Below are 13,487 nucleotides of genomic sequence, written 5' to 3' on the forward strand. Positions count from 1 at the left end.
CGGCGGTCCACACAGCGCCTGCGGCCGGTCCCGGATCCGGGACGGAGCCGCGGGTCGTGGCGGAACACGGTTACGCTTGCGACTGTTCGATCTCCTCGACGGCTTCCTGCGCCGCCGCGGCCGCCTCCTCGGGCGATTGCTTCTGCTCGAGACAGGCGGTGAACTCCTCCGCGATCGCGTCCGACTGGGAGTCCCAGATCGAGTTGATCGGGTGCACCCACTGGTTTTCCGACTGGAGTCGGAGCGTGTCGAGGTACCGGCTCATGATGGGGACCTCGGCGGCCTGATCCGACTCGTACAGCTCCGGCTTCGGCGGCGTCGAGCCGGTGAGTTCGAAGATGTCGAGGTAGAACTGGTCGGACGTCATCGCCTTGATCAGTTCGACGGCCGCCGGCAGGTTCTCGGAGTTCGGGTTCAGCGACAGGTGCCAGCCGCCCAGCGTCGCGTTCGTTCCGCCGGTACCCTCGTACTTGGCCTCGTCCTTGGGCACGCCGTAGGGGAACGGCATGACGCCGAGGTCCTCGCCGAAGGCGTCCTCGCCGGCGAACTGGGCGATGGCATACGACCAGTTTCGGTGGAAGGCCGCCTGGCCGGCCTGGAACGACTCCTGGGACGGCTGGGTGTCCCACCCGAGCGCCTCGGACGGCAGAATGTCGCCGGAGACGTCCTCGAGCGCGTACTCGTCGTCGGAGCCGTGCATGAACGTCCGGAGCAGGCGAAGCGTTTCGATGACCGGCCCATCGTCGACCGTAATCGGTCGATCGCCGATGGGCCCGTGCTGGTTCTCCATGTCGCCGAAGTAGTTGCCGCCCATCGTCACGAGTTTCTCGTAGCCGGTCTGGTGAGCGATCGTCCGGTGGTTGAGCGTCAGCGTATAGCCGTGGTCGAGGTCGTTCTCCTCGACGGTGTCGCTGACGATGTCGGAGAATTCGCTCCACGTCATCGGCTCCGTCGCCCAGTTTTCGCCCTCCGGATCGTAGCCCGCGTTTCGCACGTAGTCCTTCCGGTAGAGGATCGCCGGAATGTCGACGAACTGCGGAATGCCGTAGAGGCCGCCCTCCCAGCGCATCGAGTCGACCATCGTCTGGTGGTAGTCGTTCTCGAGCTCGTCGAGTTTCTCCTGCGGGAGCGCCTTGTTCAGATCGACCAGCCACCCTCGCGGTGCGAATGCCGACGTGTACGAGAAGTTCGTCAGCATGACGTCGGGCGTGGACTGCCCGGCCTGCAGGATCTGCGTGTATCGATCCTGCTGATCGTCGGCCCCCCAGACGCCCGTGGAGAACTCGACCGAAATGTTCTCCGGCAGCCCCGCGTTCCGCATCGACTCGATCAGTTGGTCCTGAATATCGCCGAACAGGGGCGCGGTGGCGTACTCGACGGTCACTTCCTCGCCGTCGTACTCTCCGATATTTAGTTCGCCGGACCCGCCGTTGCCGTTGCCGCCGCCATCGCTGATACAGCCAGCGAACCCTACGACGCCGGCTGCTCCGGTCGCCGAAAGTACTCGTCGTCGAGAAATTCGGCGCCTGTTCCGCGATGTTTCCGAAGCTCCACGATTGGGTCTCTCAACCATGAGCGGTACATGAATAGACCGTTATATAAATATTGCCCTTTGTTCATTATAGATCCGTTCCCTGCACTGATCTACACCATCGATCATTTACCTTTTATTACCATACGTTCATCTATTCGGTGTCACCGGACGGCCCTCGATCGTCTCGGTGTTCGTCGGCCGACGCCGGATACTAGCCGATAGAATCGCTGCCAGAAGTGTGGAAACACCCGGATAGGCCGCCTTAGATGGTGTTCGTCCACGGGGGAAGCGAAAAGTCCGACGTCGCCGGACAAAGAGGATCGAAGCCGTCAGCGGAAGACACGGCTCGAGACGGGGACGAATCGCCGGAAATCGCTCGACACAGCAACGGGAACGGGACACTACAGCCTCGAGCGTGCGGATAACTGACGGCAACGACGGTACCGACTGGAACGCGGTCGACAGCCTCGACGGCCGACCCGCCGTTCGAACGACGCCCCGGCGGGTCAGCGACGAATGCCCGCGGTTTCGTCGGGGCCGCGAGTGCAGCCTTACTCGAACTCGGGGATGACTTCCTCGCCGAACAGGCGAATCTGGTCCTCCACAAGATCCTTCGGCATGCCCGAGTGGTGGAACCGGAGCGCGAGGTGGTCCAGCGGGAAGCGCTCCTTAATCGACTCGATCTGCTCGACGATCTGTTCGGGCGTCCCGTAGATGAACCGGTCGTCGGCCAGTTCCTCGAAGTCCTCGACCGAGTCGGCCGTCATCAGCGGGTGGGAGAACTCGCCGCCGTACTCGTCGATGTAGGTGCGATGGACGTACTCCTTGCGCTCCATCACTTCCTCCTCGGTTTCGGCGATGACCGCCTCGCGCATCAGCGGGTGTTCGATCTCGTTCCAGTCCTGGTCGCTGTCTTCGATGTGCGCGCGCTGTTGCTCCTTGCGGTCCTCGACGATGCCGAGATCGGCGACGACGCCGGGCACCCAGGCGTCGCTGAACTTCACCGAGCGCGCGATCTGCTTGTCGCCCCAGCCGCCGACCCACAGATCCGGGCGAGGTTGCTGGACCGTCGGCGGCAGCGGCTGCCAGTCCTCCACCGAGAAGAACGGACACTCGAAGGTAATCGGTTCCTCGGAGGAGAGGAACTCGTCGAGGAAGCGCAGCCCTTCGATCATGCGCCCGGCGCGCTCGTCCATCGGCACGTCAAAGGCCTCGAACTCCTCCTCGACGTAGCCGAGCCCCACACCGAGCGTGAGCCGGCCGTTCGAGATGTTGTCGAGCATCGCCGCCCGCTGGGCGACGTGCAGCGGGTGGTACAGCGGGAGGATCAGCACCGACGTGACGAGCTCGAGGTCCTCCGTGCCGGTGCCGATGCTGGTCAGCCGCGTCAGCGGCGACGGCCAGTAGTTGTCGCCCTCCGTGGCCTGATGGTCGTTGACCCAGCAGGACTCGAAGCCGACGTCCTCGGCCAGTTGACAGTGTTCGACGACGCCGTCCCACGACTGTCCGCCCTCGACGGGGAAAATTCCGAACTTCATGCTCATAGGTTACGATGGTATCGTGTGCGCAGCTACTATTTACATGTTACGTCGCTCCGCGGAGACGAGGGGACGGTGACCCCCGGAAGTGAATCGTACGGTTCGATAAACACGAACCGAGACGGACCTCGCGACCGACGTTACGGAACGTGAAAGCGTGCCGACAACACGAAAACAGTCACCGCGAAGCGTCCGGTCAAAGCGGATCGGCTCGACCGACCGAGTTCGTGCACGCGTATTTCGCGGATATCGGCGAATAGACTGATCGAGAGACCGATCTCACGGATCAGTCACTCGTAGTCTATCGACGTGCCCCATCCCAGGTCGACGGCGTTCCACACCTGGAATTACAAGAGTACGTTCGTAATGGAAGTCAGTAGCAGCCGTGGCCCGAGAGTCGTTAAGAAGCGTTCGCAAGAGACGAACACAGAGACGGACAGTCAAGAAACGGTGAATGCTCGCGGTCGAATCGTTTCGATAATCCGAAATTGCAGGCCGAACGCGGAGCCGTTCGGCCAGAGCGAACGTATCGATATCACTCGAGTAGGAGAGTGGAGAGACAAACGCGGGCGTATCTACGTTCGTCTGGGACCGGCTGTAGTTCCTGTGACAGGAACAGGTTTATTATAATTTCCACCAATAATTGTGATATGGAGTCACAAAGAGGGACGGGTCGAACGATCCGTTCAGTTGAGATTTCGTTTAAAATAATCGAGTCGCTCAAGCGCAAGGGCGGCGCCGGTGTGACGGAGCTCGCAACCGAATTGGAACACTCCAAGAGCACGATTCACAGCCACCTCGGAACGCTCGAGGACCTCGAGATCGCCGTCAAGGAAGACGACCAGTATCGGCTCAGCTTGCGGATTCTGAACATCGCCCAGCACGTTCGCGAGCAGATCGGAAACTACGACGTCATTCGGAAAGAGGTCAAGACGCTGGCGCGGGATACCGGCGAGATCGCGCAGTTCGGCATCGAGGAACACAGCCGAGTGTCGTACCTCTGCAAGGCGGCCGGTGACGACAGCGTCGAAACCGCCTCGAGCGTCGGCACGCAGCAGCCGATCCACTCGACTGCGCTCGGCAAGACGATCTGCGCGTACCTCCCTCGCGAACGCGTCGACGAGATCGTTTCGGAGACGGAGTTCCTCGCGCAGACGGAGAACACGATCGCGACGGCGGAGGAGTTTTACGAGGAACTCGAGGCGATCCGCGAGCGCGGCTACGGAATCGACGACGAGGAGAACATCGACGGCCTTCGCTGCGTGGCCGCGCCCGTCAGAAACGGAGAGGACGTCCTCGGTGCTATCAGCGTCTCCGGACCGTCGAGCAGGTTCACCGACGAACGACTGCACGGCGAACTCGCCGACTACGTTCAGGGTGCAGCGAACGTCGTCGAACGCAACACGAACCTCTCGTAGATCGCGGCTAATTCTTGACGGTGCTCGCATGACTTATACTGATAGATATGGACGGTTCGCGTATGGAGATCGCAAATGTAAGGGGATACGCCCTCTCGTCGCCGATCGCTCCGGTACAGGAGCGGCCGTTCCACGGCGGCGTCCGGCGACTCCGGAAGCGAGACGTCGTCCTCGTCGTCGTCGAGACCGGCGACGGACAGCGAGGCGTCGCGACCGCCGGAGCGAGCAGTTCCGCCATGACCGAGTACTTCGAGGACGACTCGCAGGGAACATTTGCCGACGTCGTCGACGGTCACGTCGCCGACGCCCTCGAGGGTGAGACGATAGACGAAATCCCCGAGGCTCACGAGCGACTCCGCGAGAGCGACGTTCCCGACGGCGATCTGATCGAGGCGATCTCGGCGATCGACGTCGCGCTGTACGACATCCTGGGGAAGCGACGCGGTGCGCCGGTGTACGAACTGCTCGCCGAGGAGTTCGACGCCGACGCGGCGCCGACGACCGAACTCGATCTGTACGCCAGCGCGGGGATGTACATGGAGCCGGACGGCTACGTCGAGCAGGCGCAGGTCCTCGAGGAGCTGGGGTTTTTCGGCTACAAGTATCGGCCCGGAATCGGCCCCGACGGCGACCGCGAAACCGTCGAACGACTCGCCGAGGCCGTCGACGACATCGAACTCATGCTCGACGTCCACACCTGGTGGAAGCTCCGCGAGGGCTACGACCGCGAGACGGTCCGCGATCTGGTGGTCCACGCCGACGACCACGACGCCTACTGGATCGAGGAGCCCGTCGCGCCGGACGACCACGACGGGTACGTCGACCTCGTCGCGACCGGCGCGCCCCTCGCGGGCGGCGAGAGCGAGGACTCGGCGGCGGGACTGGTCGCGCTCGGCGAGACGGGCGCCGTCGACTTTCTGCAGGGCGACGTCCGCCACCACGAGGGGTTTACCGGCTGCCGGGAGGCAGTCGCGCTCTGTGCGGACCGCGACGACCTCGAGTTCGTCCCGCACAACTTCGGGACGTGGATCGGCCTCGCCGCGAACGCGCACCTCGTCGCGGCGGCGCCCGACGCGACGCTCGTGGAGTATCCCGTCTTCGAGAACGACCCGCTGTTCGACGCCGCCGTCGACCCGGGAATGTACCCGTTCGATCTCGCGTTCGATTTGATCAAGGGCCAACCCGACGTCACCGACGGCGTCCTGTCGGTGTCTGACGATCCCGGACTCGGCGTCGAGCTAAACGACGACGTGATCGAACAGTACCCGTTCAGGGACGGCCCCTGGACCGAATTCCACTACGACGACGCCTGACAATCCAACGATGACGACCAACACCACCATGGAGATCGCACTGCTCGGCGGTACCGGAGAGATCGGCGAAGCGCTCGCGCTGCGATTGGGACGCGACGCGGACTACCCGTTGACTATCGGCTCGCGCGACGAGCAGAAAGCCGCCGAGGCGGCCGAGACGTACCGCTCCCGGCTGCGCGAGCGCGGCGTGGAGCCGCAGATCGAAGCGGCAGAAAACGTCGACGCTGCGGCGGACGCCGACGTCGTCGTGCTGTCGATTCCGCCCTACTACGCCGAGGAAACCGTCGACGCCATCGCACCGGTACTCGGGGACGACGCGATCCTCGTCAGTCCCGCGGTCGGCATGCAGGGCGACGAGGACGGCCTTCACTACCACCCGCCATCGGGCGGCAGCGTCATCGAGATGATCGACGAAACGGCGCCGGACGAGGTTCCCGTCGTCGGCGCGTTTACGAACCTCTCCGGGAGACGACTCGCCGATCTGGACGTCGAGATCGACACGGACACGCTGCTGATCGCCGACGACGAGGACGCCAAGGAGACGGTCGCGACGATCGCGGACTCGATTCGGGGCCTTCGTCCTCTCGACGTCGGGCCGCTCGCCAACGCCACCGAAGTCGAGGCGTTGACGCCGCTGCTGATCAACATCGCGAAGTACAACGACGACATGGAGAACGTCTGCGTGACGTTCCACTAGCGGCGCTACAGCGGCTCACCTCCGTACCCCGCCGAAGTCGCAGAACGTTCCGCTCGCCGGACCGACGTTCCGGCTCGAGCCCGTCGATCTTCCAGATCGTCACTGCCCCGAGCACGCCGGTCTCACGACTTGCCTTGAGGTGGCCGCCGACCGTGTGCTCGCGTCGAACGCCGTCACGTGATGCAGTTCACCGTCGGTGAGCACGCCGTAATGTCGGTCAGCTCTCAGACGCCCTCGAGTGCCACCTCGACGTCCGATCGGCCAGTCGTCGGGCAGATCCGTGCGGTCGACGTACGATCCCGGGGATCAGATAGCGCGGACGACGGAGGACTCGATCTCGTGTGCTCGCAGTCGGCTGGCTCTCGAGCTGCTGCTGGACACTGCCGCCAAGTCGCGAGCTGCAATCCGAACGCGCCGACGAAAATTGAAGTACGATCGACTTGTTGGCTCCCGTATGCTCAGATACGGAATCGTCGGTGCGACGGGATTCGGGAGCAACCACGCGGCGGCCGTCGAGTCGATCGACGGCGCGGAAGTCGTCGCCGGCACGGCGCGCAGCGAAGAATCGATCGCACCGTTTGCAGACGAGTACGACGCAACCGGCTACACCGATCACCGGGAGATGTTCGAGGCCGAGGCGTTGGACGCCGTCAGCATCTGTACGCCGTCGGGAACCCACGCAGAGATCGCAGTCGACGCTGCCGAGGCCGGACTCCACGTTCTCTGCGAGAAGCCGCTGGACGTGTACATCGACCGGGTCGATCGAATGATCGAGGCGGCCGATCGCAACGGCGTTCGACTCGGCGGGATCTTCCAGCGGCGGTTCACGCCGGAACGGTGGACCGCCCGCCGGTGGGTCGAGGACGGCCGGTTCGGCGATCTGATCCTCGCCGATACGAGCGTCAAGTGGCACCGCCCCCAGCGTTACTACGACGACCACTGGCACGGCCAGCGGGACCTCGACGGCGGCGTCCTTATCCAACAGGCGATCCACTTCGTCGACCTGCTCGACTGGCTGACCGGCGGCATCGAGCGCGTCTCCGCCGAGACGGACACGATCGCCCACGAGATGGAATGCGAAGACCTCGCGGTCGTCTCCCTCGAGTTCGCGAACGGCGCTCGAGGGGTTATCGAGGCGACGACCGCCGTTCGGGGCGGCGAGGACCGCGTTGAACTGAACGGAACCGAAGGCTCCTACAATTCGGGAACCTTCGTCCTCGAGGACGAGGAGGTCGAACCGGACATAGTCGAACCGCCGACGGGAACGGGCCTCGAGGGACAGGTTCGGGACTTCCTCGAGGCGATTCGAGAAGACAGGGAGCCGCTCGTGAGCGGGCGGGACGCCCGCAGGGCTGTGGAAATCGTTCTCGCGGCGTACGCGTCGGCGGACCTCGGTCGCCCGATCGACGTCGACGAGGTGCGGGAGCTACAGGACCATACCTGACGTCGGATGTCCGGCGTGTAACCGGCGATTCTGCAACGCGACTGACCGATTCCTCGACCGCGGCGCCGCGATCAGAACGACTCGAGCGTCGCGTCGCTGTCGTCGACGATCCCGACGTCCACGGCCAAATCGCCGGAGTTAGCCGCGAGTTCATCGCTCCGGTCTCGCCAGTCGCCCACACGAACGGGGACCCGCCGGCCGTCTTCGGACCGCGAACATAACGATCGGATCGTCAATTGGGGCGGTTCGCGTGCTACCCGTCTCCGAACGACATCGCGGACTCGTACGCCGCGGCCTCCCCGGCCGTGGGCTCGTCCTGATCGACGCGGACGTCGATTAATTCCGGTCCGTCCCGTGACAACGCGTCGTCGACTGCCTCCTCGAGTCCCGCGAGCGTTCGGGCCGTCTGACCCCGACAGCCGAACCCCTCCGCGATGGCCGGGAAGTCGGGCGAGGACCAGTCGAACCGGTGTCCCTCTGCGTACTGATCGATCTCGGGCGATTTGCTGATGATTCCGTAGTCCGCGTTGTTGAAGCAGATCGTGAGCACGTCGAGGTCGTAGGCGGCTGCCGTGTGCAGTTCCTGCAGGCACATCATGGCCCCGCCGTCGCCGGTCAGCGCGACGACCGGCCGCTCCGGCGCCGCGAGTTTCGCGCCGATCGCGGCGGGGACGCCGACGCCCATCCCCGCCCACGAGCCGGCGGTGACGTACGATTCGGGATCGTAAGCCGCGAAGTTCTGCTTGGCCCACAGCCGGAAGCCGCCGATGTCGGTCGTCACGACGGTCTCTCGCGGGAGCGCCTCGCGAAGCGTCCGGAGGACGCCGGCCGTCGCGATCGGCTCCTCGTCCGACAGAAGCCCGCGATCGCGGAGTTGCGCTTCGTACTCCGACCGAACGTGGTCACCGATTTCGCGGCCGTCCCAGCCGTCGTCCGCAGTCCCAGCGTCGGACTCGGACTCGAGCCCGTCACGAATCCGCTCGACTGCAGTCCCGGCGTCGTCGACGATCGCCACGTCCGCCTCGTAGGCGTTGTCGATCCACGCCGGATCGGCCGAGGCGTGGACGAGCGTCTCGCCGAATGAGATCGACCAGTGGTCGGTCGTCACGCCGTCGAAGCGGGTCCCGAGCGCGAGGACGACGTCCGCCGCCTCGAGCGTCCGTCGTGCGCCCGCCGGAAGGTGACTGCCGGTGACGCCGAGCCAGCGCGGGTCGTCCTCCGGGAAGACGCTTTTCCCCTTGTAGGAGGCGACGACGGGCGCGTTCAGCCGCTCGACGAGGGCGCGGACCGCGGCCGGCTCGCACGTGCGGCGGGCGCCGACGCCGAGGTAGACGACCGGCCGATCCGCATCGGCGAGCAGTCGCGTCGCGGTTCGATACTCCTCGTCGCCGTCGAAGCGACTCGTCTCCGGCTCGACGGTCACCGCCGGCGATCGAAACCCCTCCTTGAGCAGCGACTTCGGGACGCCGAGCCGAACCGGGCCCCGCGGCGGGGTCAGCGCGGTTTCGATCCCCGAGCGGACGGCCCGGTGGAACTCGAGCGGTCGCTCGATCGAGACGTTTTCCTTGACGACGGTATCGAACGTCTCGGGCTCGATCTCGTGGATCGGCCCCTTCCCGCGATCCTCTGGATCGGCGTCCGCGGCGATGTGCACCAGCGGGACGCGATCCTCGAGGGCGTTTTTCAGGCCGTGCATCGCGTTCGTGTCCCCGGGGCCAGGCACGGTCAGCGTCGCCGCGACGCCGCCGCCCGCCTCGTAGTACCCCCACGCGACGTGGGGAATCGCGGTCTCGTGGCGGGCCATCACGTACCGGATGTCGTCGCGGCGTGCGACGGTACGATCCAGGGGCAGCGTCTGCGTTCCGGGCAAGCCCACAAGGAGGTCGATCCCGGCCTCGACCAGCGCGTCGTACAGCTGTTCGCTGCCGGGTCGTACCCGCCCCGTGGGATCGTCCTGTGCGGTCATCGTGTCCGAGTACAACGACCAAGCCACTAAATACGGTTGGTCGGCTTCTCGAGGGAGGCCACAACAGGATTAGCCCGACGATCCCATCGGGGCGTCGTCTTCGTCGCCCGCGAATCGCGGGTGGTCGGCGATCCGATCGACCATGGCGATCTTGAAGTAGATCGTCCAGAGAATCGCAAGAATGAAGGCACTGAGAACGAGTTCGAGCCGAGATGTGAGGGCCAACTGCTGGACGACGTAGCCCGCAGTGATCGTCACGCCGAGGTTGTACACGAGGAGAATGCCGTCGTGTTTCGTGAGAGCCATAGGGACAGGTTTCAGCGAATCGCCAAATAGCTGTTCACTATGGCAGCGACGCCGACGGCGCTCGAGGCTAACGGATTCGATCGAGGACGAGAAACGCTCCGCTCGCGGCAGTCGCGGTCGTCGGACGAGTGTCTCGCTGCTGCCGCAGAATCACTCGATGAGCGACTCGACGTCGTCCTCGAGTTGCCGGTAGAGCTCCTCCGCGCGACGTTCTTCCTCGGCTGAGAGCGGGCGGATCGGCTCGCGGACGGCGCCGTTTCCGGCGTTGAGTCCGGCGAGCTCGAGCCCCTTCTTGACCGCGGAGACGCTGATCGCCCCCGGTATCTGGTTGTCCTGACCGGTTTCGCCGCGGAAGTTCTGATAGGGGAGACAGATATCACGTAGTTTTCGGGCGCGCTCCCAGTCGCCGTCCGAAAGTGCCTCGTACAGTTCGAGGCCGATCTCCGGCCGGAAGTTGCTCACGCCGGCGGAGAATCCTTCGGCACCTTCGGCCCAAAACGAGACGGCGTACGGTTCCGCCAGCCCGTCGACCCAAACCACGTCGTCCGCACCGGCGTTGACGCCCGCACCGAGTTTGACGGGATCCTCGAGCGCGTACTTGATCCCGACGACGCCGTCGACGCGAGTCAGTTCGGCGAGGTAGTCGACGGACGGATCGAAGCCGCGCACGTACGGTACCAGCGGCGTGTCCGTCGCGGAATCGAGTTCGCGATAGTACTCGAGCAGCCCCTGCTCGTGGATGTACGTGTGATCCGGCGGCATGATCATCATCGCGTCGACGCCGATGTCGTCGTAGGCGCGAATCAGGTCCTGTGCGTGGCTCGTGCTTCCGCCGACCCCCGCGAGGACGCAGGCGTCGTCGGGCAGCGCGTCGACGCTCGTCTCCGCGACGGCGACGCGTTCGGTCGTCGATAGCGAGTGGTACTCGCTGATGTTCGCAGTCGCGAGGAACGTCCGAACGCCCTCGTCGTAGAGCGTCCGGGCGTTCTCGGCGAGCTTCTCGTGTTCGATCTCGAGATCGGCGTCGAACGGCGTGAGCAAACCGACGGCAACGCCCCGTAGTCGGTCCCGTACCCGTTGAGTTGACGACGGCATAAAGTGGTAATTCATAGCACACGATATAAGCCCATCGCTTACGTCCGATTCGTGTTCGACCGGTAGCCGGATGTTCAGTCGCGAAATCGAATAGAAAGATGACGCCGACAAACGAACCTGAAAACGGTAGCTGCGGCGACCGCACCGCGAAAACGGTCAGTCGTCGTCCAGCGATTCGATCGGTTCGACTTCGCCCCACACCGCGTCGCTCCCCTCGGTCGGGGCTGCCCACTCGACGGCGTTGTCGAGCACTCGCTGGATCTCGTCCTGGTAGAAGATCGGGTACTCCTCGTGGCCGGGCCGGAACGCGAAGATGCGGCCACGGCCGCGGCGGTAACAGATGCCCGAGCGGAACACCTCACCGCCCTCGAACCACGAGATGAAGACGGTGCGGTCGGGCTCCGGGATATCGTAGGGTTCGCCGTACATCTCCGTCGCCGGCACCTCGAACGATTCGGGGAGTCCGTCGGCGATCGGATGACCGGGATCGGCGACCCAGATCCGTTCGGTCTCGCCGCTGTGGCGATATTTGATGTTACAGGTCGTCCCCATCAGTTGCTTGAACGGCTTCGAGTTCTTCCCGGAGTGGACGGGGACGAACCCCATTCCCTCGTGGACGCGGTCGACGACGCGGTCCGCGACCTCGTCGCTGACCTCGTCGTTCGCGCAGTGAGACCACCAGACGAGCACGTCGGTCTCCGCGAGCACGTCCTCGGTGAGACCATGGTCCGACTCTTGCAGCGTCGCCGTTCTGACGGTTCGGTCCTCTGCCTCGAGGCTTTCCGCAATGGCGCCGTGGATGCCGTCGGGATACCGTTCTGCAACCACCTCGCGCTCCTGCTCGTGGACGTTCTCGTTCCAGACCGTGATTTGCTGAGTCATACGACGGTGACTCGTCGGTGATCGTGAAAAAGATTCGGCTCCTAACGTCACCGCAGCACAAGCTATTTCGTGGCAGGCGCTACTCGGTAGCACATGGAAATTACGTCACTCGAGACGGTTCCGCTCGAACACGAGTTACCGGACGGTCAGGGGCTGGGCGACGCCCGCGGATTCGGTCGCACCCGCGCGACCACGCTCGTCCGCCTCGAGACCGACGACGGACTCGTCGGCTGGGGCGAGGCGTTCGCGCCGGGAGGAATCGCCGCAGCCACGATCGACGAACTGTTCCGAGACGACGTGCTCGGCATGGACCCCTTCGATGTCGAGTCGCTGGCGGACGGCGCCTACACCGATCCGTACCACTTCGGGGGCGACGTCTTCGTACAGAGTGCGCTGAGCGCGATCGACGTCGCCTGCTGGGACATCATCGGGAAGTCGGTCGGCCGACCGATCCACCGGCTGCTCGGCGGCCGCGAGCGCGAGACGCTGACCCCCTACGCCTCGACGATGTACTATACGGACGAGGATCGGCCGCTCGAGGAGCCGATTCGTGAGGCGGTCGACGAGGGCTTTACCGCCGCGAAGATCAAGATCGGCGCCGATCCCGACAGCGACGTCGAACGGGTCCGCGTCGCCCGCGAGCTCCTCGGCGACGGCGGGACGCTCATGGTCGACATGAACGGGAACTATCGGCCTCATCAGGCGATCGAGACGGCGAAGCGAATCGCCGAGTACGACGTCGCCTGGATCGAGGAACCGGTGCCGCCGGAGAACCCCTCAGGCTACCGCGACGTGAAAGCGAAGGTCGACGTACCGCTAGCGGCAGGGGAAGCCCACTACGGCCGGTTCGATTTCAAGCGGCTGATCGACGACCGGCAGGTCGACATCGTCCAGCCGAACCTCGGTCGCTGCGGCGGACTCTCGGAAGCGCGGCTGATCGCCGACATGGCCTCGACGGAGAACGTCGCCGTCAGACCTCATATCTGGAACAGTGCCGTCGGCATGGCCGCCGCGATCCAGTTCGCCGCGAGCGTCTCGGACTACCCCCATACCCGGAACGTACCCGAGCCGATGCTGATCGAGTTCGACCGCAGCACCAACCCGCTGCGCAGCGAGTTGCTCGAGACCCCGTTCGATCCTAGCGGCGGCGTACTCGAGGTTCCCCAGGAACCGGGGCTGGGGATCTCGATCGACGAGGACGCGCTGGCGCGGTACCGCGCTGACGAGTAGGGACTCGAGGCGTGGCGATCGGAGCCGTCGAACCCATCAATTTAATAGGTGTATCCATCAGATA

Annotated in this window: 11 protein-coding genes; 5 read left to right on the plus strand and 6 right to left on the minus strand. The window is 64.7% G+C overall.

What is annotated here, in order from left to right; all coding sequences use genetic code 11:
• Positions 1 to 70 precede the first annotated feature (70 nt).
• Positions 71 to 1,384 carry an ABC transporter substrate-binding protein gene (locus ACYQ26_RS07220; RefSeq protein ID WP_459808200.1) on the minus strand — a complete coding sequence of 438 codons (1,314 nt, stop codon included), beginning with the start codon at positions 1,382 to 1,384 and terminating at the stop codon, positions 71 to 73.
• A 701-nt stretch (positions 1,385 to 2,085) separates the two neighbouring features.
• Complete coding sequence (locus tag ACYQ26_RS07225) at positions 2,086 to 3,072, minus strand: LLM class flavin-dependent oxidoreductase (protein ID WP_459808294.1); 987 nt, start codon at positions 3,070 to 3,072, stop codon at positions 2,086 to 2,088.
• A 650-nt stretch (positions 3,073 to 3,722) separates the two neighbouring features.
• Between ACYQ26_RS07225 and ACYQ26_RS07230 the strand changes: the two genes are divergently transcribed.
• The 4 genes from ACYQ26_RS07230 (at position 3,723) to ACYQ26_RS07245 (ending at position 7,944) form a co-directional block, all read left to right on the plus strand.
• The gene (locus ACYQ26_RS07230) at positions 3,723 to 4,490 is read left to right on the plus strand and encodes an IclR family transcriptional regulator (protein WP_459808201.1); all 768 of its coding nucleotides are present in this window, start codon (positions 3,723 to 3,725) and stop codon (positions 4,488 to 4,490) included.
• Between the two features lie 62 nt (positions 4,491 to 4,552).
• Entirely contained in the window at positions 4,553 to 5,803 is a 1,251-nt protein-coding gene (locus ACYQ26_RS07235) for a mandelate racemase/muconate lactonizing enzyme family protein (RefSeq protein WP_459808202.1), read from the plus strand.
• A 28-nt stretch (positions 5,804 to 5,831) separates the two neighbouring features.
• Positions 5,832 to 6,500 (plus strand): NADPH-dependent F420 reductase, encoded by a 669-nt coding sequence (gene npdG, locus ACYQ26_RS07240; RefSeq protein ID WP_459808295.1) that lies wholly within the window; start codon positions 5,832 to 5,834, stop codon positions 6,498 to 6,500.
• Between the two features lie 454 nt (positions 6,501 to 6,954).
• Positions 6,955 to 7,944, plus strand: coding sequence for a Gfo/Idh/MocA family protein (locus ACYQ26_RS07245; RefSeq protein ID WP_459808203.1), 990 nt, complete (start codon positions 6,955 to 6,957; stop codon positions 7,942 to 7,944).
• Positions 7,945 to 8,197: 253 nt separating this feature from the next.
• On the opposite strand, the gene ACYQ26_RS07250 is transcribed toward ACYQ26_RS07245, so the two are convergent.
• The 4 genes from ACYQ26_RS07250 to ACYQ26_RS07265 all read right to left on the minus strand — a co-directional run bounded on the left by ACYQ26_RS07250 (position 8,198) and on the right by ACYQ26_RS07265 (position 12,193).
• Positions 8,198 to 9,910 (minus strand): thiamine pyrophosphate-binding protein, encoded by a 1,713-nt coding sequence (locus tag ACYQ26_RS07250; RefSeq protein WP_459808204.1) that lies wholly within the window; start codon positions 9,908 to 9,910, stop codon positions 8,198 to 8,200.
• Between the two features lie 69 nt (positions 9,911 to 9,979).
• Positions 9,980 to 10,216, minus strand: a complete 237-nt coding sequence (locus tag ACYQ26_RS07255; protein WP_459808205.1) for a DUF8074 family membrane protein — start codon at positions 10,214 to 10,216, stop codon at positions 9,980 to 9,982.
• A gap of 150 nt (positions 10,217 to 10,366) precedes the next feature.
• Positions 10,367 to 11,311, minus strand: coding sequence for a dihydrodipicolinate synthase family protein (locus ACYQ26_RS07260; protein ID WP_459808206.1), 945 nt, complete (start codon positions 11,309 to 11,311; stop codon positions 10,367 to 10,369).
• Between the two features lie 156 nt (positions 11,312 to 11,467).
• Positions 11,468 to 12,193, minus strand: a complete 726-nt coding sequence (locus ACYQ26_RS07265; protein ID WP_459808207.1) for a ThuA domain-containing protein — start codon at positions 12,191 to 12,193, stop codon at positions 11,468 to 11,470.
• 93 nt (positions 12,194 to 12,286) lie between these two features.
• Between ACYQ26_RS07265 and ACYQ26_RS07270 the strand changes: the two genes are divergently transcribed.
• Positions 12,287 to 13,423 carry a mandelate racemase/muconate lactonizing enzyme family protein gene (locus ACYQ26_RS07270; RefSeq protein WP_459808208.1) on the plus strand — a complete coding sequence of 379 codons (1,137 nt, stop codon included), beginning with the start codon at positions 12,287 to 12,289 and terminating at the stop codon, positions 13,421 to 13,423.
• Positions 13,424 to 13,487: the final 64 nt, after the last annotated feature.

It is taken from the genome of Halopiger thermotolerans, assembly GCF_054654555.1.